At 72.8% G+C, this 25,286-nt stretch carries 24 protein-coding genes, 1 pseudogene and 1 riboswitch; of the genes and pseudogenes, 9 read left to right on the forward strand and 16 right to left on the reverse strand.

All coding sequences use genetic code 11. The annotated features are described in order from the left end of the window. Positions 1 to 110: 110 nt before the first annotated feature. Positions 111 to 1,091, forward strand: a complete 981-nt coding sequence (locus tag O7542_RS24190) for a hypothetical protein (RefSeq protein ID WP_069088833.1) — start codon at positions 111 to 113, stop codon at positions 1,089 to 1,091. After that, positions 1,091 to 2,026: a hypothetical protein gene (locus tag O7542_RS24195; protein ID WP_104114446.1), complete on the forward strand. Its 936-nt coding sequence runs from the start codon at positions 1,091 to 1,093 to the stop codon at positions 2,024 to 2,026. The genes O7542_RS24190 and O7542_RS24195 overlap by 1 nt, the downstream gene beginning before the upstream one ends. A gap of 44 nt (positions 2,027 to 2,070) precedes the next feature. On the opposite strand, the gene O7542_RS24200 is transcribed toward O7542_RS24195, so the two are convergent. The 5 genes from O7542_RS24200 to O7542_RS24220 form a co-directional block, all read right to left on the reverse strand. Further along, entirely contained in the window at positions 2,071 to 2,922 is an 852-nt protein-coding gene (locus tag O7542_RS24200; protein WP_030500756.1) for a menaquinone biosynthesis protein, read from the reverse strand. 134 nt (positions 2,923 to 3,056) lie between these two features. Continuing rightward, a complete protein-coding gene (locus tag O7542_RS24205) occupies positions 3,057 to 4,298 on the reverse strand; it encodes an MFS transporter (protein ID WP_281605247.1) in 1,242 nt (413 codons plus the stop codon). Positions 4,299 to 4,338: 40 nt separating this feature from the next. Next, complete coding sequence (locus tag O7542_RS24210) at positions 4,339 to 4,920, reverse strand: winged helix-turn-helix domain-containing protein (RefSeq protein WP_043327342.1); 582 nt, start codon at positions 4,918 to 4,920, stop codon at positions 4,339 to 4,341. Between the two features lie 55 nt (positions 4,921 to 4,975). Next, complete coding sequence (locus O7542_RS24215; RefSeq protein WP_043327344.1) at positions 4,976 to 5,296, reverse strand: helix-turn-helix transcriptional regulator; 321 nt, start codon at positions 5,294 to 5,296, stop codon at positions 4,976 to 4,978. Then, positions 5,293 to 5,646: a type II toxin-antitoxin system RelE/ParE family toxin gene (locus tag O7542_RS24220; protein WP_043330725.1), complete on the reverse strand. Its 354-nt coding sequence runs from the start codon at positions 5,644 to 5,646 to the stop codon at positions 5,293 to 5,295. Before O7542_RS24220 ends, O7542_RS24215 begins: the two co-directional genes overlap by 4 nt. 236 nt (positions 5,647 to 5,882) lie before the next feature. Here O7542_RS24220 and O7542_RS24225 point away from each other — a divergent pair, with 236 nt between their 5' ends. Beyond that, positions 5,883 to 7,946, forward strand: a complete 2,064-nt coding sequence (locus O7542_RS24225; RefSeq protein ID WP_281605248.1) for an AAA family ATPase — start codon at positions 5,883 to 5,885, stop codon at positions 7,944 to 7,946. 48 nt (positions 7,947 to 7,994) lie between these two features. Here the strand turns inward: O7542_RS24225 and O7542_RS24230 are convergent, their stop codons facing one another. Genes O7542_RS24230 through O7542_RS24245 form a run of 4 tightly spaced genes read right to left on the reverse strand, consistent with a single transcriptional unit; the run spans position 7,995 to position 10,218 of the window. Continuing rightward, a complete protein-coding gene (locus O7542_RS24230) occupies positions 7,995 to 8,594 on the reverse strand; it encodes a hypothetical protein (RefSeq protein ID WP_043327348.1) in 600 nt (199 codons plus the stop codon). Between the two features lie 4 nt (positions 8,595 to 8,598). Further along, complete coding sequence (locus O7542_RS24235) at positions 8,599 to 8,952, reverse strand: YbaB/EbfC family nucleoid-associated protein (protein ID WP_043327350.1); 354 nt, start codon at positions 8,950 to 8,952, stop codon at positions 8,599 to 8,601. 9 nt (positions 8,953 to 8,961) lie between these two features. Further along, positions 8,962 to 9,888: a WXG100 family type VII secretion target gene (locus tag O7542_RS24240; RefSeq protein WP_043327351.1), complete on the reverse strand. Its 927-nt coding sequence runs from the start codon at positions 9,886 to 9,888 to the stop codon at positions 8,962 to 8,964. Positions 9,889 to 9,897: 9 nt separating this feature from the next. Then, entirely contained in the window at positions 9,898 to 10,218 is a 321-nt protein-coding gene (locus O7542_RS24245) for a type VII secretion target (protein ID WP_064448420.1), read from the reverse strand. A 154-nt stretch (positions 10,219 to 10,372) separates the two neighbouring features. Between O7542_RS24245 and O7542_RS24250 the strand changes: the two genes are divergently transcribed. The 3 genes from O7542_RS24250 (at position 10,373) to O7542_RS24260 (ending at position 12,860) form a co-directional block, all read left to right on the forward strand. Then, positions 10,373 to 11,260, forward strand: coding sequence for an ABC transporter ATP-binding protein (locus O7542_RS24250; RefSeq protein WP_064448419.1), 888 nt, complete (start codon positions 10,373 to 10,375; stop codon positions 11,258 to 11,260). Positions 11,261 to 11,269: 9 nt separating this feature from the next. Continuing rightward, positions 11,270 to 12,007 carry an ABC transporter permease gene (locus O7542_RS24255; RefSeq protein ID WP_043327358.1) on the forward strand — a complete coding sequence of 246 codons (738 nt, stop codon included), beginning with the start codon at positions 11,270 to 11,272 and terminating at the stop codon, positions 12,005 to 12,007. A 94-nt stretch (positions 12,008 to 12,101) separates the two neighbouring features. Further along, positions 12,102 to 12,860, forward strand: coding sequence for a VOC family protein (locus O7542_RS24260; protein WP_064448418.1), 759 nt, complete (start codon positions 12,102 to 12,104; stop codon positions 12,858 to 12,860). 273 nt (positions 12,861 to 13,133) lie between these two features. On the opposite strand, the gene O7542_RS24265 is transcribed toward O7542_RS24260, so the two are convergent. From O7542_RS24265 to O7542_RS24280, 4 genes and pseudogenes are all read right to left on the reverse strand, one after another. Next, positions 13,134 to 13,913 (reverse strand): ABC transporter ATP-binding protein, encoded by a 780-nt coding sequence (locus O7542_RS24265; RefSeq protein ID WP_043327362.1) that lies wholly within the window; start codon positions 13,911 to 13,913, stop codon positions 13,134 to 13,136. Next, the gene (locus O7542_RS24270) at positions 13,910 to 15,004 is read right to left on the reverse strand and encodes an iron ABC transporter permease (RefSeq protein ID WP_069088714.1); all 1,095 of its coding nucleotides are present in this window, start codon (positions 15,002 to 15,004) and stop codon (positions 13,910 to 13,912) included. Before O7542_RS24270 ends, O7542_RS24265 begins: the two co-directional genes overlap by 4 nt. Before the next feature lie 77 nt (positions 15,005 to 15,081). Beyond that, entirely contained in the window at positions 15,082 to 16,014 is a 933-nt protein-coding gene (locus O7542_RS24275; RefSeq protein ID WP_043327365.1) for an ABC transporter substrate-binding protein, read from the reverse strand. A 107-nt stretch (positions 16,015 to 16,121) separates the two neighbouring features. Continuing rightward, positions 16,122 to 16,215, reverse strand: a riboswitch (cobalamin riboswitch). A 120-nt stretch (positions 16,216 to 16,335) separates the two neighbouring features. Further along, positions 16,336 to 17,655 (reverse strand): annotated as a pseudogene (locus O7542_RS24280) (M14 family metallopeptidase); the annotation flags it as partial. 207 nt (positions 17,656 to 17,862) lie between these two features. On the opposite strand from O7542_RS24280, the gene O7542_RS24285 reads away from it, so the two are divergent. Then, the gene (locus O7542_RS24285; RefSeq protein WP_069088698.1) at positions 17,863 to 19,203 is read left to right on the forward strand and encodes a C39 family peptidase; all 1,341 of its coding nucleotides are present in this window, start codon (positions 17,863 to 17,865) and stop codon (positions 19,201 to 19,203) included. Positions 19,204 to 19,292: 89 nt separating this feature from the next. Here the strand turns inward: O7542_RS24285 and O7542_RS24290 are convergent, their stop codons facing one another. Genes O7542_RS24290 through mqnE form a run of 3 tightly spaced genes read right to left on the reverse strand, consistent with a single transcriptional unit; the run spans position 19,293 to position 21,203 of the window. Continuing rightward, positions 19,293 to 19,571: a DUF4229 domain-containing protein gene (locus tag O7542_RS24290; protein WP_069088699.1), complete on the reverse strand. Its 279-nt coding sequence runs from the start codon at positions 19,569 to 19,571 to the stop codon at positions 19,293 to 19,295. Positions 19,572 to 19,597: 26 nt separating this feature from the next. Then, complete coding sequence (locus tag O7542_RS24295; protein ID WP_043327373.1) at positions 19,598 to 20,026, reverse strand: hypothetical protein; 429 nt, start codon at positions 20,024 to 20,026, stop codon at positions 19,598 to 19,600. Between the two features lie 7 nt (positions 20,027 to 20,033). Continuing rightward, positions 20,034 to 21,203 (reverse strand): aminofutalosine synthase MqnE, encoded by a 1,170-nt coding sequence (gene mqnE / locus O7542_RS24300; protein WP_043327375.1) that lies wholly within the window; start codon positions 21,201 to 21,203, stop codon positions 20,034 to 20,036. A gap of 221 nt (positions 21,204 to 21,424) precedes the next feature. On the opposite strand from mqnE, the gene O7542_RS24305 reads away from it, so the two are divergent. Both O7542_RS24305 and O7542_RS24310 read left to right on the forward strand, forming a co-directional pair. Continuing rightward, entirely contained in the window at positions 21,425 to 23,005 is a 1,581-nt protein-coding gene (locus O7542_RS24305; RefSeq protein WP_281605249.1) for a C40 family peptidase, read from the forward strand. Positions 23,006 to 23,114: 109 nt separating this feature from the next. Continuing rightward, positions 23,115 to 25,103, forward strand: coding sequence for a hypothetical protein (locus O7542_RS24310; protein ID WP_281605250.1), 1,989 nt, complete (start codon positions 23,115 to 23,117; stop codon positions 25,101 to 25,103). Positions 25,104 to 25,286 lie beyond the last annotated feature (183 nt).

Here is a 25,286-nt window from a genome sequence, read left to right on the forward strand (position 1 = left end):
GGCTCCAAGATCGTCACCGTTCAGGCCAACGTCCCCCGGCCTTGTGGCGACCGGAGCGAAACCTGCGGAAGCGCCGGTCCCCCCGGCCATACATCTGGAGTTCACCACTCATGCGACCTCGCGTGACCATGGTGCTCGCCATCGTGGCGGTCCTCGTCGGTGGCGTCATGCTGGTGCCCGCCGCGTACGCCAAGTTCGCCGGCGGCAGCGGCGAGGGCGGCATCGGCGGCGGTGGACAGGTCCCGGCGCCGAGCCCGACCGCCCCCGCACCGCCGACGCTCGCCAACGCGCCGGTCTCGGTGAAGTTCGAGGGCGAGTTCTTCTCCTGGGCACTGATGGACCGCGAGACGGGCACCGTCACCGGCGCGAAGAACATGAACCAGACCAGCTCCACCGAGTCGATGCTCAAGGCCTGGATCGTCGCGGACTACCTGCGCCAGCTCGGCGAGAAGGAGCCGAGCGACGACCTGAAGAAGGCGGCGATCCTGGCGATCCGGGACAGCGACGACGACGGCGCCAACCGGGTCTACCGGGCGGCCGGCGGCTCCTACAAGCCGCAGCCGGGCGGCAAGCCGGACCCGGTCATCGCGCGCGCGATCCGGATCTGCGGCCTGACCGACACCAGGCCCGGCGACGTGCCCGACTACGAGGGCTGGTGGAGCTTCACCGAGATGTCCCCCCGGGACGCCGTTCGCCTCGGCGACTGCATCGCCGACGGCCGCGCCGCCGGGCCCAAGTGGACGAAGTGGCTGCTCAGCGAGATGACCAAGGTGGCCGGCAGCGTCAAGCAGCAGGAGGAGCGCTCCGGCGGCGGCCGGTGGGGCATCATCGACGGCCTGCCCGCGACGATCAAGGCGCAGGGCCCGGTGCACATGAAGAACGGCTGGACGCGGCTCGCCTACGACGGCAACTGGCACGTCAGCTGCTTGGCGTTCACCGACAAGTGGAGTCTCTCGGTCATGATGCGCTACCCGGCCAGGGCCGGCCTGTCGTACGGCGCGAAGATGTGCGCCAGCGTCGCCACCCAGCTCGTGACGCCGCAGCCCGGCGCCGCGCTCAAGGTGCCGCAACAGCCGGCCGGGAAGCTCTGATGGCCGGCGCCCGGCGTCGACCCGGCAGCCATCGCCGCCCGCTGGCGTTCAGCGCCCTGGCAGTGGTTCTCCTCGGACTGCTCGGCCTCTCCCTGCGGGTGATCCCCGGCTCGCCGCTGGAGGCCACCGCAAGCTCGCACCCCGAGCCGACCAACGAGCGGTCCGCCCGGCAAACCGTCGACCGCAACGCGCCGCGCGTCGCTCCCTCACCGGCGCTCACCCCGCTGCCGTTCCAGGAGAAGAACCTGGACAGCCTGAAGATCAAGGGCTGGTACGCCTGGTCCGTGCTGGACAAGCGCACCGGAAAGATCATCGGTTCCGCGAACATGGACGAGACCAGCACGACCGCTTCGCTGATCAAGTCCTGGGTGGTGGCCGACTACCTGCGCCTGCGCGCCGAGGACGGCAAGACGCCGAGCGAGGCGAAGCTGGCCGACGCCACGAAGATCATTCGCGACAGCGACAACACCCGCGCCCAGGAGTTCTACGAGAGCGTGGGCGGTTCCGACTCGATCGAGCGCCTCATCTCGATCTGCAAGCTCACCGACAGCGCGGTCGCCGACGACGGCGGCTGGAGCCGCACCGAGCTGTCCCCCCGGGACACCGCCCGGCTCGGGCTCTGCATCGACGACGGCCGCGCGGCGGGGCCGAAGTGGACCAAGTGGCTGCTCAACGAGATGCGCCAGGTACGCGCCCCCGGTGACTTCGGCATCCGCAAGGCGTTCCCGGCCGCCCAGCAGAAGAAGATCGCCATCAAGAACGGGTGGATCGACCGGGACAAGGAAAAGGAGTACCACGTCAACTGCCTCGCCATCGGCGAGACGTGGACGATGGGCGTGATGGTCCGCAGCCCGTTCGGTGTCGAGGGCGGCTGGGAGTACGGCATGGACGCCTGCGAACGGATCACCAAGGCGCTGCTGCGCCCGGCCACCTGATCCGCCCGGCCGCCCACCGCGGGGTCGGCAGCCGGGCCGCACGCTCAGCCCTGGAAGAACTCCGGACCGTCGGCCGGCAGCGCCGGCACCTCCCCGTACGCGGCCGCCCGGCGGGCGAACTCGCGCAGCCCGGCCACCTGCCGCTCACCGAGCGAGAAGTCCAGCGCCCGGAAGTACGTGGCGAGCGTGTCCGCGTCGAACGTCTCCCAGCGGGCCGCCGCCTCCGCCACCTGGTCCAGCTCGGCCAGGCACAGGTCACGCGAGCGCAGGAACGCCTCGTGCACCTCCTTGACCAGGCCGGGGTGGGCGGCGGCGAAGTCACGGCGTACCGCCCAGACGGCGAAGACCATCGGCAGCCCGGTCCAGTCGTGCCACGCCTGACCCAGGTCGGTCACCTCGAGGCCCTTGGCGGGCGCCTCGTACAGCGCGCGCAGCGCCACGTCGCCGATCAGCACCCCGGCGTCGGCCTCCAGCAGCATCTGGGTCAGGTCCGGCGGGCAGCGGAAGTACTCCGGCCGCACCCCGTGCCGCTCGGCGAGCAGCAGCTGGGCCAGCAGCACCCCGGTACGCGACGTCGAGCCGAGCGCGACCCGGGCGCCGTCCAGCTCACCCAGCGGGCGGGTGGACACCATGTTCACCGAGAGCACCGGCCCGTCGCTGCCGACCGCCAGGTCGGGCAGGAGCAGCAGGTCGTCGGCGTGCTTGAGGAACTCCACGAGCGTGATCGGGCCGATGTCGAGGTCACCGGCGACCAGGTCGGCGCTGAGCCGGTCCGGCGAGTCCTTGTGCAGGTCGACGTCGATGAGCGCGCCGGACCGCATCAGCCCCCAGTAGATGGGCAGGCAGTTGAGGAACTGGATGTGCCCCACCCGGGGGCGGGCGATGCGATCGGCCATGACCCGACCGTATCGCCGCGACCTCTCCCCCGCCGCCGGGGGATCCGATGGAGTGGTGAACCCCGCACCCGGCGGTAAGGAAGGGCCCCCTATTAACGCCTCCGGTATAGGAAGGGGCCCTTCTTAACCAGCGGTCAGACCGGCTCCGCCGCCACGGCTGCGGCGGGGACGACGGCGCGCTCGGCGCGTACCGCCCGGCGGACCGGCCCGGCCAGCGCCGCCACCACCAGCAGGCCGGCCACGCCGCAGCCGGCGATCAGCGTGCGCGGGCCGGCCACCTCCAGCAGCAGGCCCCCGACCAGGTAGCCGCCCATCGCGGCGCCCTGTGCCGCCGCGCCGAAGACCGCGAACGCCCGGCCCCGGGCCGCCTCCGGCACCCGCCGGGCCAGCAGGAGGTTGTTGAAGACGTTGTCGCCGCCGTTACCGACCCCGCCCAGCAACCAGATCGGCACGAGCAGCCACGCCGAGGGCACCGCCGCCGACACGAGCACCGCCAGGCAGCATCCGCCGAGCAGCACCAGCCCGGCGCCGAGCAGCGCGCCGTCGTCGGCGAGCCGGCGGGCGACCCGGGCGAACAGCCACGCGCCGAGCACGATGCCGAGCGTCCACGAGCCGGTGACCAGCCCGTACACGGTGGCGCTGCTGCCGAGCGTCTCCCGGATGAAGAAGACCTCGATCACGTTCACCGCCCCGACCGCGCCGATCACCGCGGCCACGCTGCCGACCATCACCGTCAGCAGCGGGTCGCGCCGGAACCGCCACGGGGGCGCGACCGCCGCGGCGGCGCCGACGGTCACCCGGCGGCCACCCCTTCGGGTACGGACGAGCAGCCCGGCCCCCACCAGGGAGAGATAGCTGAGCGCGCCGAGGAGCAGCGGTACCCGGGTGCCGAACTGGCCGACCAGGAGCCCGGCCAGCGCCGGTCCGGCGAGCGCGCCGAGTGTGCCGGCGGTCTGGTTGAGCGCGCCGGCCCGGGGCAGGTCCTCCGGCCGCACCATCACCGGCACCAGCGCGGAGATCACCGGCTGGGAGACCGCGAGGCCGGTGGCCAGAAGTGCCACCAGCGCGATCACCAGCGCCGGACCCGGTGCGTAGGCGAGCGCCAGGCAGGTCGCCCCCTGACCGAGCCCGGTCGCGATCAGCAGCACCCGGCTGTCCACCCGGTCGGCGAGACGACCGGTCAGCGGCGCGAGCGCGACCAGCGGCAGCGTCGCGGCGAGCAGCAGCCCGGAGACGGCGAGCCCACCGGCCCCGGCGGACTGGAGCGCCAGCGTGAGGGCGCTGGTGACCAGGAAGTTCCCGCAACTGGAGATGCCACGCGCGGTGGCCGCGAGCCAGACGTCCGGCCAGCACGAGGAGCCAGGTGTGAAGGACATACTTCGAAAATAATCCTTCACACCTGGTGCGCACAACCCCTCAATCGATGGGCATCGCCCGGTACTGAGCCGCCACCGCACGGACCCCGGCGGGTGGATCGGCCCGATGCCGCCGCCGGTACGGCTCCATCAGCGCCTGGATCGCCTGGTTCAACTCGCTCAACTCCTCGGCGGTCACCAGCAGCACGCTGTCGCTGAACCAGGTCGCCGCGTACCACTCCGGCGACTCGTCCGGCGCGCGGCGCAGCCAGTCCCGGACCCGCTGGGCGTCGCGGACCATGTGCGCCTCGACCAGGGCCGCCTCGGCGGCGCGTGCCTCCGGTTCGGCATCCGGCCCCACCTCGACGTGGAACGACGGATTCACCGCCTGCCACACCCGCTCCCGCGCGTCCCCCCGGCCGGGCGCCTGCCGGATCAGCCCGAACTTCGCCAGCTCACGCAGGTGGTAGCTGGTCGCGCTCGGCGACAGCCCGGCGATCTCGGCGCACTCGGTGGCCGTCGCACCGCCCTCCAGCGTGCCGAGATGTTCCATGATCGCCATACGGGCCGGGTGAGCCAGCGCCCGCATCACCTGCGGGTCGCTGATCGTCACCCGGCGCTGCTCGGGCCGCGCCTCGGTCATGCCCCAATGATCCCGCGCCGCCGACACCTGGACACGCAGGGTGGAGCCCGTCGACTCAGGCGACCTTGAGCTGCTCGTCGCCGAAATCGGCGATCAGCTTGAGCGTGCCGCCGAGAGCGGCGATGTACCGCGCGAGCACGTCCTGGGTCGCGACACTGCCCGCCTCGATCTGCGACACTCGCGCGACCGACACACCCATCCTCAACGCGACCTGCTCCTGAGTCATCTCGCGCCGCTTGCGCAGCTCCGCGAGACGCCACCCGCGGGCCTCGTCGAGCATGCCACCGATCGCGGCCTCGAATGCCTGCACACCACCGGCGGTCTCCACCGCCCGGCCCAGGTGCGAGGTGTCACGCCACCGCTTGACGCCGCTCATCGAATCTCCTCCTGCCGCTCCTTGAGGTAGGTGTCGTAGAGCTGCTCCGCCTCCGGAATGGCATCCCGGTACCAGCGCGTCCACTGCCCCGACTTGTCGCCGGCGACCAGCAGAACCGCGGAGCGCCACGGGTCGAAGACGAAGAGAATCCTGATCTCGGTGCGCCCGGCAGAGGGAGGCCGCAGCTCCTTGAGGTTACTGAGGCGAGATGCGGTGATGCTGTCGACCAGCGGGCGCCCCTCGATGGGACCGTTGCGTTCCAGCACCAGGATTGCCTGGTTCACCAGGCGGTGCGACTCACGGTCGGCAGCGTAGAGCTCATCGAGGAAGTCCTCGACCTGCCCGGTCATCAGAATCTCCCACTCCACTTCTCATCCCCGAACTTAAGAATATTATTAAGAGCCGGGTCGGTCGAGTGACACGCTCGGCAGGAAAAATCGGTGGTGCGGGCGGCTGGATGGCCGTAGCGTGGATGGCCGCCCGACGGCCGCGGTGAGCATGCACCGCAGCGGACGTCCCCGCGCCGGGAGCAGGCCAACCGCCCCGGACACGCGAGCGAGCCTCAGTTGAGCCATCGGAGTTCACAGTGCCCGCAACCGAACTTGACACCACGCCCGAACGTGACGCCACGCCCGACCTCGACGCCGAACTCGCCGCCGAGCGCGCCCACCTCGACGCCTCCCGAGCCGCGCTGAAACGGATGCGGGAACGCGCCGAGGCGCTCTTCGCCACCGGCGACAAGGTGGCCGGTGACTCGTACACCGCCGAGCAGCTCGGCCGGCACATGGCCCGGCGGGTCAAGGAGCTGGCCGACGACCCGACCACGCCGCTGTTCTTCGGCCGCCTCGACTTCGGGGAGACGGACCCGGACCACGCCGGGCGGGACTACCACGTCGGGCGGCGGCACGTCACCGACGAGCTGGGCGAGCCGCTGGTGCTGGACTGGCGGGCCCCGGTGTCCCGGTCGTTCTACCGGGCCAGCGCGCGTGACCCGCAGGGCGTCGCCGTACGCCGCCGGTTCGGGTTCAGCGCGGGCGTGCTGACCAGCTTCGAGGACGAGCACCTGGACCGGGGCGAGGAACTCGGCACCGCCAGCCGCATCCTCACCGCCGAGATCGAGCGCCCCCGCGTCGGCCCGATGCGCGACATCGTCGCCACCATCCAGCCGGAGCAGGACGAACTGGTCCGGGCCGACCTGGCCGACTCGATCTGCGTGCAGGGCGCGCCCGGCACCGGCAAGACGGCGGTCGGGCTGCACCGCGCCGCGTACCTGCTCTACCTGCACCGGGAACGACTGCGCCGCTCGGGAGTGCTGATCGTCGGGCCGAACCGGGCGTTCCTGTCGTACATCGCGGCGGTGCTCCCCGCGCTCGGTGAGGTCGAGGTCGAGCAGGCCACCGTGGAGGACCTGGTCGCGCGGGTCCCGGTCCGCGCTGTCGACGACCCGGCCGCCGCCGCGCTCAAGCACGACGTCCGGATGGCCGAGGTGCTGCGCCGGGCCGTCGAGGCCCACATCGGTACGCCCACCGAGCCGATCATGGTGTCGGACGGCTCGTACCGGTGGCGGATCGGGCTCGACCCGCTGCACCGGCTGGTCACCGAGACGCGCCAGGAAGGGCTGCCCTACGCCACCGGCCGGGAACGGGTCCGGGCGCGGGTGGTGGGGCTGCTGCAACGCCAGGCGGAGGCGCGCCGGGCGGAGTCGCCGAGCGACGCCTGGCTGCGGCGGATGAGCCGGATCAAGCCGGTCACCGACCTGCTCGACGCGGTCTGGCCGGCGCTCACCCCGAACGGGCTGCTGCACCGGCTGCGCACCGACGCCGACGCGCTCGCCGCCGCCGCGGACGGCCTGCTCACGCCCGAGGAGCAGGAGCTGTTCCGGTCCGGCAAGCCCGCGCGCACCGCGAAGGCGACCCGGTGGACCGCCGCCGACGCGGTGCTCATCGACGAGGTGGCCGGGCTGCTGGAACGGCCCGCCGGCTTCGGGCACGTGGTGGTGGACGAGGCGCAGGACCTCTCCCCGATGCAGTGCCGCGCCATCGCCCGGCGCAGCGAGCACGGCTCGATCACGCTTCTCGGCGACCTCGCCCAGGGCACCGCGCCGTGGGCCGCGACCGACTGGCGGGAGTCCCTGGCCCACCTGGGCAAGCCGGACGCCGCTGTGGTGCCGCTGAGCGTGGGCTTCCGGGTGCCGGCGGCAGTGGTGGCGTTCGCGAACCGGCTGCTGCCGGCGCTCGCCGTCGACGTACCCCCGGCCCGCTCGCTTCGCCACGACGGCGCGCTGGATGTGCGTACCGCCGAGGACCTGGCGGCCGCGACGGTGGCCGAGGTGCGGGCGGCGCTCGCGCACGACGGCTCGGTCGGTGTGATCGCCGCGGACGACGCGGTGGACCGGCTGCGCGCGGCGCTCGCCGACGCGGGCGTCGAGACCGCGACCGCCGACGACGTCGAGGCCGCGGCGCGCGTAACCGTGGTCCCGGCGACGCTGGTCAAGGGCCTGGAGTACGACCACGTGGTGGTCGTCGAGCCGGCCGCGATCGTGGCCGCCGAGCCGCGTGGGCTGCACCGCCTCTACGTGGTGCTGACCCGGGCGGTCTCCCGCCTGGCCGTGCTGCACCGCGAGCCGCTGCCCGCGCCGCTGACGGCCTGACGCGGGCGGGCGGCTGCGGCCCGGCTGCGGCCCGGGCGGGCGGACCCGTCAGGCGCTCAGCGCGGCGGCGACCTCGCGCAGCGGACGGCCGGACTCGGCGATCGGCACGGTGAACGACAGCCAGGAACCGTCGGTGAAGTCGATCCGCAGCCGCTTCGGGTTGAGCCGGTGCCACCCGACCCGGGCCGAGGCGACCTCCGCACGCGCGGCCGACCACGCCACCGACGTCTCGGCCAGCGCGCGTTCCTCGGCCTCGCGCCCGGCCAGCAGCTTGACCCCGCCGGTACGGCAGACCAGCAGCCGCCGGTCGGTGACCGCGAGCAGCGTCTCCCGGACCTGGAGGTCGGGCCGGGCCGGGCGGAGCGCGCGGTGCAGGCGGGAGGCGGCCGAGCCGGGCTCGCCACGGCCGGCGATCCCCCAGCCGATCGCATCGACCAGCCGGTCGCCGCGGTCCCAGGTGGCCAGCGGCAGGAGGACGTTCAGCAGCACCGAGCCGAGCGTCCGCCGACCCGGCTCGGCAGTGGACTCCGGTTCGGGCGGCGGCGCCGGGGCGAGGCCCTGGCCGACGTCGGCCTTGGCGTGGGCCAGCACGCGCTCGCCGGGCTCGACGAGCCGGTCGATCGGGTCGCGGTATCTGGTCTCGTCCATCGGCTCAGTATCGGCCGTCGCCGTAGCCGTCGTCGGTACGGCGCTCCGCCGCCGGGGCGTTGCCCATCACCTCGCCGACGATCTCGCGTACCCGGGCGGCGGCGGCCTCCTGCGCCCGGTTCGCCGCGGCGGTGATCTCCTCGGCCAGCGTGTACGAGTCGAACCGCATGGCCCGCGCGTTGATGTCGGTGGAGAGGATCTTGCCGTCGGCGGCGGCCACCACGGTGACCAGGCCGGAGTCGCTGACCCCCTGGGCGCTGCTCTGCTCCAGCTCGGCCATCCGCGCGCCGAGTTCGCGCTGCCACCCGTCCAGGTTGCGGGCCAGCGCCTCGATCCGGTCCAGGGCCGGGAACGTCATGGGTGCCTCTCAGTTCACGATCGAGTCGAACACGTTCTGCACGCCCTTTGTGTACGGGCCGAGATCCTCGCGGTACGTGCCGTCCACCAGGTAGTTGCGGTCCTTGCGCCCGTCGGAGATGTCGTGCAGCCCCATGCCGGTGTCGAGCAGGGCGCCGCCGATACCGGGGATGTTCACCGGTGACGCCTGGTTGATGGCGAACTTGCCCGGGAACAGGATGGCGGCGCGTTTGGCCTTGAACAGCACCGCCTCCCTGGTGTAGCCGGCCTTACTGAACGCGCCGTACGCCTTCTTGGCCTTGCGGAGCTCCAGCACCACCTGGCGGTAGCGCATGAGCAGCTCGGCGACCTTCTGGAGCTTGGTGGCGAGCTTCGTGAGGATCTCCGCGAACCGCGCCACGATCTTGACCATGCGGCCGACGGTGGTGGCGAGCCGGGCCAGCACCCGCACCACTGTGGCGGCCAGGCTCACCCCGGCGCTCAGCACTGCCGCCACCGCGGCGATGATGACCTCGGTCAGGAACCAGAGCAGGAACTCCAGGATCAGCTCGACCAGCAGGTTGAACGCGTCGACAGCGGCATTGGCGGCGTCGACCAGCACCTCCTTGGTGCCGTCCAGCCCCTTGGCCAGTTCCTCCATCGCCTCCTCGATCGACTCCATCGAGGCGTGGAACTTGTCCGCCGCGTCGCCGTCCCAGGCGCCGCGCAGCCGGGCCCGGTCGGCGACCTGGTCGCCGGCGATCCGCCGGACCGCGTCGCCGGTGGTCAGCGCGAGCTGGGCCGCCCGCATCAGATCGTCCGGCTCGCCGGCGACCAGTTCCAGCAGCTGCTCGAACGGCCACAGCACGGCGTTGGACAGCGGCTTGAACGGGTCGGGCGTGCCCGACACGATCTGCTCGAAGTAGGTCTTGTTGCGCTGCAGCGCCTCGGTGCTCATCCCGCCCCCTCAGGCGCCCGGCTGGAACATGTCGGTGTTCGCCACGTCCGTGCCGGTGTACGCCTCGGCGGTGTCGCGGAGCCCTTCGGCGATCGTCGCCATCACCTCGGCGCCGTCCTCCAGCCCTGCCAGGCACGCCTCGAACTGCTGCTCGTACGCGGCGGCGAGACTGAACGACGCGGGCATCACGCCGAACGCGTGCCGGGCCACGTGGCCGTCGCGGAACAGCCGGTGCAGCTCACGGAACTGGCCGGCCCGGTCCCGGGAGGCGGCGGCGAACGCCGTCAACGCCTCCGGCTGCACCGCGAGATTCCTGCTCGGACTGGTCACGGACCCTCCCCAGTGTCCGGTCGGAACTTCCACCGTCCTCGACGGCGCCACCAGCCTAGGGGATGTGCGCAGTTCCACAGGGGGCGGCGACGGTTGCCCCGGCACGGTAGACAGGGAGTGCACGAGCACCCTTCCGCCGCCCGAGGAGCCCCGGATGATCCTGGCCCGCGCCGAACAGGTCAGTCGCCGCTACGGCGACGTGCTGGCCCTGGACCGGGTCGACCTGACCGTCCGGGCCGGGGAGCTGGTCGGCCTGCTCGGCCCGAACGGCGCCGGCAAGAGCACCCTGATCAACCTGCTGGTCGGGCTGCGCCGCCCGAGCGGCGGCCGGGTCGAGCTGTGCGGCGGCGACCCGCGTGACCCGGCGAGCCGGCGGCAGCTCGGCGTCACTCCGCAGGAGACCGGCCTGCCCGGCACGCTGCGGGTCGGCGAGGTGGTCGACTTCGTCTCCGCGCACTTCCCCGACCCGGTGCCCCGGGGCGAGCTGCTCGACCGGTTCGGCCTCGCCGACCAGGTACGCCGGCAGACCGGCGGCCTCTCCGGCGGCCAGCGTCGCCGGCTGGCGGTGGCGCTGGCGTTCGTCGGCCGTCCCCGGCTGGTGGTGCTGGACGAGCCGACCACCGGCCTCGACGTGGAGGCGCGGCACGCGCTCTGGGACGCGATCCGCGGCTTCCACGCCGACGGCGGCGCCGTGCTGCTGAGCAGCCACTACCTGGAGGAGGTGGAGGCGCTCGCGCAGCGCGTCGTGGTGATCGGCCACGGGCGGGTGCTGGCCGACGACTCGGTGACGGCGATCCGCGGGATGGTCGGCGTACGCCGGGTCAGCCTGGTCGCCGACGACCTGCCGACGCTGCCCGGGGTGGTCGCCACCGAACGCGCCGACGGGCGGGTGCACCTGCTCACCACCGACGCCGACCAGCTCGTCCGCGACCTGGTCACCGCCGGGGTGGCGTTCCGCGACCTGGAGGTCCGGCCCACCTCGCTGGAGGAGGCGTTCCTCGCCATCACGGCCGGCGACCGGCCCGCGCCCACCCCCGCCTAGGAGACAGTCGTGCCGCTCGCCCTCGTCCACGCCCGCTACCACCTCCTGGAGATCATCCGGATTCCGGTGGCGGTGGTGGGCAGCGCCTTCTTCCCCGCGGCCGCGATGCTCTTCTTCGTGGTGCCGTTCGCCGGCGACGACCCCACCGGCGCCACCTACGCCACCGCCGCCATGGTGACGTTCGCCGTGATGAGCGCCAACATCTTCCAGTACGGCGTGGGTGTCGCCGAGGACCGCGACCAGCCCTGGAACCCGTACACCCGGACCCTGCCGACCGGACCGGCCCCGCGACTCACCGGGCGGATCCTGGCCGGGCTGGTGCTGACGTACGTGTCGATGATCCCGGTGGTGGTGATCGCCGCGGTGGCCACCGAGGCCCGGGTCAGCGCGCTGCAGTTCCTGCTCGGGCTCGGCGCGGTAGCGGTGATCTCGGTGCCGTTCACGCTGCTCGGCCTGGCGATCGGCTACGCGCTGCCGAGCAAGGCGGCGATCGTGGTGGCGCAGGTGATCTTCTTCCCGCTGGCGTTCGGCGGCGGCCTGCTCTCCGGGCCGGACGACGCGCCCGGCTTCATCAAGGCGATCGCCCCCTACCTGCCGACCCGGGGCGCGGTGGAACTGATCTGGGCGGCGGTCACCGACTTCCGGCCCGGCACCCTGTCGCTGGTGATGCTGGGAGTCTGGGTGCTGGTGCTCGCCGCGGCCGCCGGCTGGGCGTACCGGCGGGACGAGGGACGCCGCTTCACCTGACCTTTTGTCCGGTTCCGGCCCGGTGGCCGACCCGGCGGTGCCACGATGCCGACAGGGCGGGTCAGCGGGACCGTCCCCGGCGAGAGGGGTCACCGTGAACGGCGTCGAGCCCGGCACACCCTGCTGGACCGACCTGGCCACGCCGGGGCTGGAGGACGCGCGACGGTTCTACCCCGAGCTGTTCGGCTGGACCGGGCAGATCTCCCCCGAGCCGGAAGCGGGCGGCTACACCGTCTTCCAGAAGGACGGCAAGGCCGTCGCCGGGGCCGGCCCGCCGGCCACGCCGGACCAGGTGCCGGTCTGGTCGATGTACGTGGCCACCGACGACGCCGACCTGGTCGCGACCCGGGTGGAGGCGGCCGGTGGGCAGGTGGTGGTCTCCCCGTTCGACGTCGCCACGCAGGGCCGGATGGCGGTGCTCGCCGACCCGGCGGGCGCGGTGTTCAGCGTCTGGCAGCCGATGGCGATGCGCGGGGCCGAACTGTTCAACGCACCCGGCGCGATGTGCTGGAACGAGCTTGTCACCCCCGATCCGGAGAACGCCAAGGAGTTCTACGCGCTGGTCTTCGGCTGGCACCCGGAGGAACGTCCCGCCGGGCCGGTGCCGTACACCGGGTGGCGCTGCGGCGCCCGGATCGTCGCCGGGATGCTGCCCCGGGCCGAGCCGATGCCGGAGGACCTGCCCGCGTACTGGGCCGTCTACTTCGCGGTGGAGGACGCCGACGTCACCGCCGCGCGGGCCGCCGAGCTGGGCGGCACCATCCTGGTCCCGCCGCGCGACAACCCGGCCGGCCGCAGCGCCGCCCTGCGCGACCCGTCCGGCGCCCTCTTCTCCATCTCCACCCTCCGCTGACCCCCTCCGCCGCGCGCGAGGCGGGTCCGGTCGAGATCTTGGTACGGGTTGGCCCCCAGGAGGGCCTGTTCGTACCAAGATCTATCTGCCCTCCCGGAAATCGGAACACCTGCCCAGGATTCGGGACGGCGCTCCCTGAGGGTGGGCTGTTCAGCGGCAAAGCCGCCACCCCGTCCGCCGATCTTGCAGTTGCGGCCCTCGTGGCGTTACATTCGCACCTTTTGTCGGGGCCGGAAGTGCAAGATCGACGGCGCGAAGGCGGGGCGGGTGGGGTCAGGTTGGGCGGACGGGGACCACCAAGGGGCCGTGGTCGCCGGGGATCACCCGGATGTGGGCTCGGTAGTGGCGGGCCAGCAGGGCCTCGGTGAGCACCTCGTCCGGTGGACCGGCGGCGGCCACCCGGCCGTCGGCCAGCAGCACCAGACGGTCGGCGTACTCGCCGGCGATCGAGAGGTCGTGCATGGTGGCCAGCACGGTCAGGCCGTGCTCGCGGCGGAGCTGGTCGACCAGTTCCAGCACCTCCTGCTGGTGCCCGATGTCCAGCGCGCTCGTCGGCTCGTCCAGCAGCAGCAGGGTGGCTCCCTGGGCCAGCGCCCGGGCCAGGAAGACGCGCTGCCGCTCGCCGCCGGAGAGCGTGGCCAGCTCACGGTGCGCGAACGGGCCGAGGTCGAGCCGGTCCAGCACCTCGTGCACGGCGGCCAGGTCGGCGGCGGACTCGCGGCCCAGCGCCGGGATGTACGGGGTACGCCCGAGCAGCGTGTAGTCGAAGACCGACATGCCGGCCGGCACCACCGGGGACTGGGCCACCGTGGCCACCACCCGGGCCCGTTCGCGGCGGCGGAGCGCGCCGATCGGCGTACCGAAGAGGGCGACCTCGCCCGGGCCGGTCAGCAGGCCGCCGACGGCGCGCAACAGGGTCGACTTGCCGGCGCCGTTGGGTCCGATCACGGTGACCCACTCACCGGCGGAGACCGTGAGGTCGACGCCGGCCAGGATCGGGTTGCCGCCGAGGGCGACCCGCAGGTCGTGCACGCGCACGGCGGGGGCGTTCACATCGCCACCCGGCGGGCGGTACGCAGGACGAGGACGAAGAACGGGCCGCCGAGCAGCGCGGTGACCACGCCGATCGGGATCTCGGCGGGGGCGGCGGCGGTACGGGCGACCACGTCGGTGAGCGCGAGGAACGCGCCGCCGAACAGCATGGACAGCGGCAGGATGATCCGGTGGCTGGAGCCGAAGAGCAGCCGCATGGTGTGCGGCACGATGATGCCGACGAAGCCGATCAGCCCGGACGCGGAGACCGCGGCGGCGGTACCGAGCGACGCGGCGGCGATCAGCAGGTAGCGGGAGCGCTGCGGGTGCAGGCCGAGACCGGTGGCCTCGTCGTCGCCGACGGAGAGCACGTCCAGCTCACGCCGGTGCAGCAGCACCACCACGGCGGTGAGCACGAAGTACGGCAGGACCAGCCACACGTCGTGCCAGCCGGCGGTGGCGAGCCGCCCGAGCAGCCAGGAGTAGACCTGCTGGATGTTGTCGGAGTGCTGTTGCAGCAGGTACGTCTGCCCGGCGCCGAAGAACGCCGAGACCGCCACCCCGGCCAGGATCAGCGTGGCCGGTGACCGGTCCCGTCCGCCGGCCGCGCCGAGCAGGTACGTCAGCACGACCGCGCCGAGCGAGCCGACGAACGCGGCGAGCGGGATGGTGATCGGCAACCCGGTCAGCGCCCCGCCGGCTCCGGCGCCGAGCACGATCGCCGTGGTGACCGCGAAGCCGGCGCCGGCCGCCACGCCGAGCAGGTACGGGTCGGCCAGCGGGTTGCGGAAGACGCCCTGGTAGCAGCCGCCGGCCAGGGCGAGGAGCGCGCCGACGAGCAGGCCGAGCACGACCCGGGGCAGCCGCAGCTCGGTGATGATCGCGATTTCCCGCTCGGTGAGCCCGCTGTCGAGGCGTACCCCGGGTAGCAGGTTGAGCAGTTCGGCGGCGACGCTGCCGGGCGGCAGGCTGACCGGGCCGAGTGAGACGCCGGCCACCAGCGCGACGAACACGGCCACGACTCCGGCGAGCAGCCAGCGCTTGCGTAGCCCGGCGGGCCGGACCGGGGCGCCGCCCGCGCCGGGCGCCCCGCGCCGCCCGGGGCGGGACAGCGACCGGATGCCCGGCCGGGACGCCCGAGGCGTTCCGGCCGGGTTCGGGGCGGAGTCCGCCTGTCGTAGGGCCACTGTCAGGCCGGAACCTTGGCGGTGGCGTCGACGATGACCTTGAGAAGGTCGACCACGCGCGGCCCCCAGCGCGAGGCGATGTCGTCGTCCAGCTCCACGATCTGGTTGTTCTTCACCGCGTTGATGCCGGCCCACCCGCTGCGCGCCTTCACCGTGTCGGCGTTCTGCTTGCAGCACTTGGTGTCGGACAGGAAGACGAAGTCGGGGTTCGCCTTGACGATGACCTCCTGGGAGAGCTGCGGGTAGCCGCCGTTCTTCCCGTCGGCGTCGGACGGGTCGGCGATGTTCTCCAGCCCGGCGAGCGCGTAGATGGTGCCGATGAACGTCTTGCTGGTCGCGGTGTACAGCTCCGGACCCAGTTCGTGGAAGTAGGTCAGCTTCTCGGTGCGCTTGGGCAGGTCCTTGGTCAGCGCGGTGATGTCGTCCTTCATCTTCTGCACCACGGCCTCGGCCTCGGACCGGTGGCCGGTGAGCGTGCCCAGGTCGGTGAGCTGCCGGTACGTGTCGTCGAGCGTGGCCGCGGCGGGGATCTGCAGCACCGGGATCTTCAGCGCGACGAGCTGGTCGGCGATCTTGTTGAGGTTGTCCGAGATCACCACCAGGTCGGGGTTGCGGGAGGCGACCGCCTCCGCGTTCGGCTGGTAGCCGGACAGGTCGGTGCGGGGCGCGTCGGCCGGGTAGTTCGACTGGTCGTCGACGGCGGTGACCTGCTTGCCGGCGCCGATGGCGAAGAGCATCTCGGTGGAGGTCGGCGAGAGCGAGACGATCTTCTCGGGCCGCTTCTCCAGCGTCAGCTTGCCGACGGTGGCCGGGAACGCGCCGCCGGAGGCGCCGGCGGCGGGGGTGTCGGTCGAGGTCTTCTCGGCGCAACCGCCGAGAAGCAGCACGCCGGCCGCGAGCGCGGTGGCGAAGAGCCGGGGGGTACGTCGGGACATGAAGCCTCCTGTCGGTCGAGGAGTGTGGTGCTTCGCCGACAGGAAGAGAGGCCCGTCCGCGAGGCGCCCTTCCTCGAGAGCGCGTGTCGCGACCGGGCCGCAGGCGACCTGGCTCGTCCCACGTCCGTCGGCGCCGGCGGGAGGCCGACGCCGCGCGTACGGGGCATCACAGTTGCGGGACAGCGCCGGTTTCGCACCGGCTTCGCTGTGGCACGGTCGGTGCCACGGTAGCGCACGACCAGCGGAGATCGTCCGGACGGTGGGGGTGGGTGGGAACCCCGGCGGGGGTGGAACCGGGGTTCCCACCCGGTGGTGAGGTCAGCAGTACTGGCTCTGCTTGCCGATCGCCCGGTACGGGCAGTCGGCGTACTCGGACAGGATCAGCACGGCCTCCCGGTTGCGTGAGGTCTGCGCCGGAATCACCTCGTCCGGCGGGTAGAAGCCGCCGCCGGAGGCCGAGCCGGGGTACATCTCGAAGGTGTACGCCCAGATCTTGTGGGCGCCCCACATCCAGTCGATGCTGGTGCCGTCGGCGATGTAGAGGTCGCTCGACTGTTCCGGGGTGTAGTTGTTGGTCGCCGCCATCTGCCGTCCGATGGTGGCGAAGGTGTTGTACTGGTCGGTGTTCATCCCGGTGGCGGTGTTGTTGTACGTGTACCCGTACGGCCAGAGCACCAGCTGCGAGTAGGTGTGGAAGTCGATGTTCGCCTTGATCTGCTGCACCCCGCCGACGACCCGGCTGTTGACGAAGTTGCGCAGCGCCGCGGTCTCCGGCGCGGAGAAGGCGGACGGGCCCCGGTAGGTGTCCGACGACTTCGAGCTGGACGAGCCGCCGCAGCAGCCCCACTGGTAGCCCCAGTTGCGGTTCAGGTCGGTGCCGACGGCGGTGGAGCCGCTGTTGGGCTGCCGGTTCTTGCGCCAGGAGCGGTAGGAGCCGGTGGCGATGTCGTATTCGCTGCCGTCGGGGTTGACGGTGGGGACGATCCAGATCTCCCGGGTGTTGACGATGTTTGTGATCCGGGAGTCGCTGCCGTAGTTGTCGGTGAAGAGGTTGAGCAGGTAGATCGCCATTTCGACGGTCAGGTGCTCACGCGCGTGCTGCTGGGCGTTGAACAGGATCTCCGGCTCCGCCTCGTCGGTGGCGACGTTGTCGGAGATCTTCACGGCCATCAGGTCCCGGCCCTGGTAGGACGTGCCGATGCTCAGCTTCCGCGCGATGGTCGGGTGGTCGGCGACCACCTTGTTCACCACCGCGGTCAGTTCGGCGTAGTCGTGGTAGTTCGAGTCGGCGGGCGGGAACGCGTTGGCGGTCATGCCCCCGTCGGCGTGGTCGTGCTCCGGCACGACGTCCTTCTCGAGCCGGAACCCGAGCCGGGTGATCGCGTTCGCCTCGGCCTTGGTGGCCGTGACGTGCAACACACCGTGTTCGGAGTAGTCGATGGCGGCGCCGGTGCCGGCGACCGCGGTGCGGTCCGCGGCGGTGCGGGGGCCGAGCACCCGGTACGCGACGGTGGCCGGCTCGCCGGAGCCTTCCGGCGCGGGCCGGGCGACGGCGGGCGCGGCGGCCGCGCTGACGATGGTCAGGCCGACGGCGGCGGCGAGCGCCAGCCGGCGGCGGAACGGAGAGGTGCGGAAGGCCATGGACAACCTCCTGGGGGTACGGGAGAGCTCCCGTTGTCCGCACACTCCACCAGGAGACACATGGTCATATCAATATCTGTCTCTTCCTTTAGTCATCCCGACCTGATCGTCACTTCGGCAATGATTTTCCATGCCTGAACATCTGGCGAAACTTCCCGCCAGGCGCGACAGTGAACGGCAACGATGCCGTCTCCCCGTGGAGCTGCCATGTTCGGACGACCCATGCGCGCGGCCGCCCTCGCCGGCCTCACCGCGCTCACCCTCCTCGGCACCACCGCACCGGCCCAGGCACAAGCCCCGCGGCCGGGCGTCACACACGACGAACAGATCACGTTCCAGGAGTTCTCCCGCTTCCCCGACTGGCGCAGCGGCTCCCACCAGGGCACCCGCGCCGTACCGGGCCGCCACCCCGCGCTGACCATCGACCGCCCGGTGGGCACCACCGAGTTCACCGACGAGCACACCGGCACGACCCGCACCTGGGAGTACGCCACCTGGACCTCGCCCGAGCGGCGGATCGGCTTCGACGCCAGCGAGATGGTCGCGTCCTGGAACGCCGCCACCCCGGCCGGCACCTGGATCCAGGTCGAGCTGCACGGCACGTACAACACCGGGGCGCAGACCCCGTGGTTCGTCATGGGCCGCTGGGCCTCCGGCGACCAGGACATCAAGCGGTCCACGCTGGACGGCCAGGGCGACCCCTGGTCGAGCATCTGGACCGACACGTTCTCGATCGACGACGCCGACGCCGGAGTGCTGCTGCGCTCGTACCAGTTGCGGCTGACGCTCTACCGCGCGCCCGGCCAGGCCGCCGCGCCGCAGGTGCGGATGGTCGGCGCGATGGCGTCGAACGTGCCCGACCGGTTCACCGTCACCCCGAGCCGGGGCGGCATCGCCTGGGGCACCGAGTTGGCCGTGCCGCGCTACTCGCAGAACGTCCACATCGGCGAGTACCCCGAGTACAACGGCGGCGGCGAGGCGTGGTGCTCCCCCACCTCGACGGAGATGGTGGTCGAGTACTGGGGCCGCAAGCCCTCGGCCGAGGACACCTCCTGGGTCGACCCCGCCTACCCCGACCCGACCGTCGACCACGCCGCCCGGATGACCTACGACTACGAGTACGACGGCGCGGGCAACTGGCCGTTCAACACCGCGTACGCGGCGAGCTTCCCCGGCCTGGAGGGCCGGGTCACCCGGCTGCACTCGCTGGACGAGGCGGAACGCTTCATCAAGGCCGGCATCCCGGTGGTCACCTCGCAGTCGTTCCTCGCCAGCGAATTGGACGGGGCCAACTACGGCACCGCCGGGCACCTGTTCGTGATCGTCGGCTTCACCGCCGAGGGCGACGTGATCGTCAACGACCCCGCGTCCTCCTCGAACGAGGCGGTGCGCAACGTCTACAAGCGGGAGCAGTTCGAGCAGATCTGGCTGCGCACCAAGCGCTACCGGGCCAACGGCACAGTGGCCTCCGGCTCGGGCGGCATCGCGTACCTGATCAAGCCGGTCGACCGGCCGTGGCCGGTCGTCCCGGGCTCGACCAACTGGTGAGCGGCTCGACCATCCGGTGAACCGCTCGACCGGCTGGTGAACGGCGAAGGGCCCGGCGCGACGTCGCGCGCCGGGCCCCGCCGGTCCGCTCAGCTGTCGCGGCGTTCGCCGTCCGGCTCGGCCTGGTCCTCACCGGCCAGCGCGGAGCGCAGCCGGTCCTTCTCCACGCGGCGCCGCTCGGCCGCCTCCGCCATCTCCCCGGCCATCTGGTCCCGCAGGCCCTTGAGCAGGAAGAACGACAGCGTGGCGGAGAAGATCAGCGCCAGCATCAGCCGCAGGAACATGTTCATGTCGACGAACCAGAGGGCCGCCAGCACGACGACGAACAGCCCGATCCGGCCCAGCGTGTACTTGAGCGCCGCGCTCATTCCCGCATTCCCACTCTCTTCGTGCCTCAGCCCGTACGCCGGGCCAGCCAGTGCACGCCATGAAACCAGACGACCGCGTAGACCACGGTGAACACCGCCGCGGCCAACGCTCCCGTGAACAGCGCGGGCAGCCCCGAGGCCAGTCCGGCGGCCAGCAGACCGGCGAGCACGCCGAGCGCGATGCCGGCCAGCGCCGCCACCACCCGGGCGGCGCCGAACTCCCAGGCCCGGAACTCGTCCCAGAACAACCAGAGCGGCAGGATCACCGCCAGCCAGCCGTTCGTGCCCCCGAAGCCGCTGTCGCCGATGGTGGCGAACGCCCATTCGAAGACCAGCAGCGCCAGCACCCCGATGACCAGGCCGGCGAGGCTCACGCCGAGCAGGTCACCGAGGGTCAGGATGCGCCCCTCGGCGTCACGCCGGGGGAAGGCGCGCTGCTGTTCCTCGCCGCTCATCGCCCGCTCAGGCCCAGACCTGCTGCGGCTCGGACCGGCGCTCCGCCAGCGACGGCGGACCGTCGTACTCGCGCACGATCTCGTAGCGGGTGTTCCGCTCGACCGGGCGGAACCCGGCGTCCCAGATCATGTGCAGCAGGTCGTCTCGGTGCATGGTGTTCGGCGTGCCGTACGAGTCGGCGTCGTGGGTGATCTTGTATTCCACGACCGAGCCGTCCAGGTCGTCGACGCCGAAGTTCAGCGAGAGCTGAGCCACCGACAGGCCGTGCATGACCCAGAAGCACTTGACGTGCGGCACGTTGTCGAACAGCAGCCGGGAGACCGCGAACGTCTTCAGCGACTCGGCCGGCGAGGCCATCGTGGTGCGGGCCTGGATCCGGTTACGGATCTTGCCGTCAGCCGAGTCGACGAAGTCGTGCTGGTAGCGCAGCGGGATGAAGACCTGGAAGCCACCGGTCTCATCCTGCAGCTCGCGCAGCCGCAGCACGTGGTCGACCCGGTGCCGGGGCTCCTCGATGTGGCCGTAGAGCATGGTCGACGGCGTCTTCATGCCCTTGGAGTGGGCCAGCCGGTGGATGCGCGACCAGTCCTCCCAGTGGCAGTTGTGGTCGACGATGTGCTGGCGGATCTCCCAGTCGAAGATCTCCGCGCCGCCGCCGGTCAGCGACTCCAGGCCGGCGTCCATCAGCTCGTCGAGGATCGCGTCGGCGGTGAGCCCGCTGATCTTCTCGAACCACTGCACCTCGGTCGCGGTGAACGCCTTGAGGTTGACGTTCGGCAGCGCGGCCTTCAGCTCCCGCAGCACCTTCGGGTAGTAGCGCCAGGGCAGCGTCGGGTGCAGGCCGTTGACGATGTGCAGCTCGGTGAGCTGCTCGTCCTCCATCTCCTTGGCCTTACGGACCGCCTCGTCGATCCGCATCGTGTAGGCGTCCTTCTCGCCCGGCTTGCGCTGGAACGAGCAGTACGCGCACGACGCCGAGCAGACGTTCGTCAGGTTCAGGTGCCGGTTGACGTTGAACATCACCCGGTCGCCGTTGAGCTCCGTACGCCTGTGGTGGGCCAGCCGGCCCAGCCAGGTCAGGTCGTCGCTGTCGTAGAGGGCGATGCCGTCCTCGCGGGTCAACCGCTCCCCGGCGTACACCTTCGCTTCGAGTTCGCGCTTGAGTCCGGCGTCCATCCGAAAGCCACGTCCTTCCCCCTGGGTTCCCGATCGAGCGTACGTCGCGGGTCCGACCAGCCGCCGACGTGGTCGAGCCAGTTCACCCGCCGTCACTCTCCGCACATCGACATCGCTGCGACGGTGAGGTAAGACAGGGTGGGGCGGAACACACACCAGTGCCGTCCTGTCCTGACACGCCCCACCTCGCGTGGCGGGCACCAGACCGGACGGGGAGCGGAATGTCCGACAGCACCAAGGCCCGGCGGCGACGAGGCCGGCAGCCGGTGATCTCACCGGTCCTGCGTCCGGCCCTCTGGTCCGCCCTCCTCGGTGCGGTCGCGGCGGCGGCGCTCGCCACCCCGGCCTGGGCCGACCCGCTGCCCGACACCGTGCCCAGCACCGGCTCCCGCCCCCAGGTCACCGGCCCCCTGCAACTGCCCGGCAGCGTCCCCGGCCTGCCCGGCAGCGTTCCGGGCGTGCCCGGAGCAACCGTCCCGGGCCTGCCGGGCGGCACCACCGGCGTCACCAACCCCGCCGACGGCCCGCTGATCGCGCAGATCAACCAGCTCGACGCCCAGGTCGGGCTGCTGGGCGAGGAAATGCTGCGGATCAAGGGCGAGCGGGACGCCGCACAGGCCGAGCTGACCCAGTCCGCCGCCCGGCTCAAGGAGGCCCAGGACGCGCTCACCCGGGCCCAGGAGAACGCGAAGAGCGCCGCCGCCGACGCGGTCAAGGCCGACGCGGCGCTGCCGCCGGGCGAGTTCGGCGCCAGCCTGCGTGACTTCGCCAACCTCCAGCGCATCACCCGGGGCGACAAGGCCGAGGGCGCCACCACGTCGGTGACCGGCGAACTCCTCCGGGCCACGAACGCCGAGCGGATCGCCCGGGAGGCGCACGACTCGGCCCAGCGCCGGGCGACCGAGAAGGCCGCCGAGTTCACCCGCGCCGAGACCGACCTGCGCAAGCAGGAGACGACGCTCGTCGCGCTGCGCAAGGAGAACGCCGCCAAGCTGCTCGAGATCGAGCGCCTGGCCGACGCCGCCGAGCAGCAGCTCGGCAGCTCGTACGTCGTCAACCAGAGCATCGACGGTCTGGCGGCGGACCCCAAGGCGCTCGCCGCGGTCCGCTACGCCCTCGCCCAGCTCGGCGACCCGTACCTCTGGGCCGCCGAGGGCCCGGACCGGTTCGACTGCTCCGGCCTGGTGCTTGCCTCCTACCGGTCGGCCGGCTACAAGGGCCTGCCGCGGGTCGCCAAGGACCAGTACTACGCCACCCGCTCCCGCACCGTCTCACCGAACGCGCTGCTCCCCGGCGACCTGCTCTTCTTCGCCTCCAGCAGCAGCTGGACGAGCATCCACCACGTCGCCATGTACATCGGCAACGGCAAGATGGTGGAGGCGCCCCGGACCGGCGACGTCGTCAAGATCTCGGTGGTCCGCTGGTCCCGGCTCTACGCCGCGACCCGGGTGATCGGAGCCGTCGCCGCCCCGGCCACCCCGGCTCCCCCGCCGCCCGTGCCGACCACCCCGCCGCCGTCGTCCCCGACGCCGAAGCCGACGCCCACCACGCCGAAGCCGACGCCGACGACCCCCAGGCCGACGCCGACCACCCCGAGGCCGACCACGCCCACGCCGGACCCGACGACCTCCAGCCCGACGCCCAGCACGCCGCCCAGCCCGCCCGAGGAGCCGACGCCGACGCCGAGCGAGAGCAAGAGCGCCGCGCCGAGCACCAGCGCCGCCCCGAGCAGCAGCAGCGTCGCCCCGTCGCGCAGCCCGTCCGCCAGCGCCTCTGCCAGCGCCAGCGGCAGCGCCGACTGACCCAACCCGCACTCCGGCTGTGCGCCCGGGCCGGAATATGGCACGGTGAGATCCAGGCACTTTCGGCCGGCGCCACGGTCGGGGGCGAGCGTAGGTGCGGAGGGGCGAGATGGGCGAGCACGAGGTTCCGGCGGAGAAGGTCCACCCCGGACCGACGCCCGACGCCGCCGACCCTGCCGACGACAGCCCGGCAGCGGCCCGCCCCGGGCCGGTGGCCGTCGCGCGGGCACGGGTGACCGTCGCCGGGGCAGCCGTACCGCCTCCCGCCGGCGACGAGCCGCCGGCGGCGCCGTCGAGCCCCACCACGTACCGCGCGGGCACCCCGGCGGACGCCCCGCCGCTGGACCGGCGTCAGCCCGGCGCGACAGTTCCCCCGTCGACCTGGTCCGCCTTCGCCGTGGCCGAACGCCCGGCGACGCCCGAGGCCCCCATCAGCACACCCGCTGCGGGTACGCCCTCCCCGGCCACGCCGGACGGCCCGGCGGCCGGTATCCCGGCTCCCCGTGTCTCCGGTTCCGCCCGGGTCCCCGTGCCCACGACGACGGCCCTCACCGACTCGGCTGCCCCGGCCGTTCCGCCTGCCGTGTCCGCTCCCGCCGTGTCCGCTCCCGCCGACTCGTCCATACCGGCCGCTCCGGCTGGCGTGTCCACTCCGGCGGGCGCGTCGACTTCGGCGGGCGGCGAGACGCCGGGTGAGGACGCCGCCGGCGCGGATGCGGTCGCGACCGACGATCGACCGGACCGCGACGCCGCGCCGGGCGGGCCGGAGAACGCGGCCGGAAGCACCGCCACCGATCCCCGGGACGGCGCCCCGGCAGCCGGGTCCGCCGACTCCGGCACCGCGTCCCCCGCCCTCGCCGAGCAACCGGCCGGGCCGGGTGCGGTGCCCTCCGCGAAGCCCGCCGACCTCGATGCGGCGCCGTCCGCGAAGCCCGCCGGGCTCAATGCCGCGCTGTCCGCGAAGCCGGCCGGGCAAGGCGGGACGGCGCACGCCCGGGCCAGCGCCGCGGTACCCGGCCTGAGCCGGGTGTCCGCCGACGAGATCGCCGCCTCGGTGGTGACCGCTCCCGCCGCCGCGACCGTCTACCGGGCGGGTCCGGTGAACCCGGAGCCGCCCGAGCCCGCCCAGCCGCCGGAGCCCGCGCAGCCCCCGGCCCCGCACGGTCCGGAGCCCGAGCCGGCGCCGACCCCGGTACCGGGTCCGACCCCGCCGTCGCCCGCGCCGCCGGTGCCGGAGCCGGAGCCGCCGTTCCGGCCCACGCCGCCCGCGCCCGCGCCGCCCGCGCCGCCCGCGCCGGCGCCCACCCCACCGGGGCCGGTTCCGCCCGTACCGGGGCCGCCGGTGCCGCCGCCCGGACCCGCGGTGCCCCCGCCGCCGCCCCCACCGGGTCCGATGCCCGCGCCCCCGTTCCCGCCACCACCGGCGATGACGGCCGCGGCGAACCCGCTGCCCGCGCCGCTGTTCCCCGCGCCACCGGCCACCGCAGGCCCGTCGTTCGGCACGCCGTCGGCCACCCCAGGCGCGCCGTCGTTCGTCACGCCACCGGTCACCGCGGGCCCGCCGTCGTTCGCCACGCCGTCGGCCGGCTCGGCAGTGCCGCCCGCGCCGGCCACCACGCCCTTCCCGTCCGCGCCGCCGGCCACGACCGGCACTCCGGCGTCCTCCGCCGAGTCGCCTCCGGCGTGGGCCGCCGCGCCCGTCTCCGCCCCGCCGCCGCCCGCGGTCCCGGCGCCGGCGCTGCCGACCTGGCCGCCGCCGGCCACGCCGGCCCGCGACGTCGACGCGACCCGTCCGGTACGTCAGCAGTCCGGCAGCACGGACCTCGCCGGCGCCGTCTACGGCGGCGGGACGGACGGACCCGGTTTCGCCACCGTGTCGTTCCCGCAGGGCAATCCGCTGGAGAACTCCGGCTCGCTGACCGGGCACATCCTGGCCCAGGGCTGGTCCGAGGAGAGCCCGGCGGCCCGGGGCGGCAACGCCAAGGTGATCATCGTGCTGGCGGTCGCGCTCACCATGCTCATCGCGATCAGCCTGCTCGTGGTCTTCCTGGCCAACGACGCGCTCAGCGGCCTGACCGGAGCCATGCCGGTCGAGTGACGGGGGTGAGCCCGCCCACTACCGCCTCGCGCTGCCGTGGCGGAGTGGGCGAAGCGCCGTACACTTGTCTCCGATTACTGACCTGGCGCGCCCCGATTGCGCGCTCATGGGCGATCTTGCGGGCGATTCGGCGGCGTGACAGGCCGCGGCGGGCCATCGCGAAGATGCGCCCCGCTCGAGAGG

Source organism: Micromonospora sp. WMMC264, from assembly GCF_027497275.1.
GTDB lineage: Bacteria > Actinomycetota > Actinomycetes > Mycobacteriales > Micromonosporaceae > Micromonospora > Micromonospora chalcea.